The sequence below is a fragment of the Psychrobacter sp. 1U2 genome (genome assembly GCF_051847575.1).
On record NZ_JBPYDC010001355.1, the window covers coordinates 1 to 619 of the forward strand.

1 protein-coding gene is annotated in these 619 nt (G+C 39.6%); it reads left to right on the plus strand.

Features of this window, described 5'->3' with window-relative positions; translation table 11 throughout:
- Positions 1–619: hypothetical protein (locus tag ACS8FD_RS22065; RefSeq protein ID WP_439277443.1), on the plus strand; the 619-nt coding region annotated here is incomplete at both ends.

The window sequence follows — 619 nt, forward strand, 5'->3', positions numbered from 1 at the left end:
TGACAATGCTACTGAGCAAAAGGCGGAGTCAAATGAAGTCGTCATCAATGTAACTGAAACAGGCGCGTTTAGCTTAGTTGCCAAAAACGATGATGGTATCATTGGTGACAATATAAATGAAAATATTGAAGCGACCCCCAGCTCTGGCTCTTCTGTGGACTTTAGCCATACGCTCAGTAACGACGGTAATATCTCTGATACCTATACCATCTACCTATTTAAACCATCAGACAATTTGCCTGTTAGCGTTATCATTAAATACCAAATAAAAGAAGGTACCACCAATGTTGGTAACTCTGAGACCATTGCAATCGGTGGTAAGATAACGCTTAAACCAGGCCAAACTGCTGATATTACTATCACTGCCACATCAAATAGTGATCGGGTTATTGGTCATAATACCTCCTTTATGGTAATCGCGGCCAGTAAATATCTTACAGATAAAGGTCAGACGACAGCAGATAAAAGAGCGACCAATACCAATAACGCTATTACGACTACCCCTGTTTATGCCATTACTAAGTCTGCGACCACCAATCTTAACAATAAGATATTCGATACCAACAATGCCAACGCCTATGTTGACTATACGATTACTATAAAAAACGAAGGTAATATT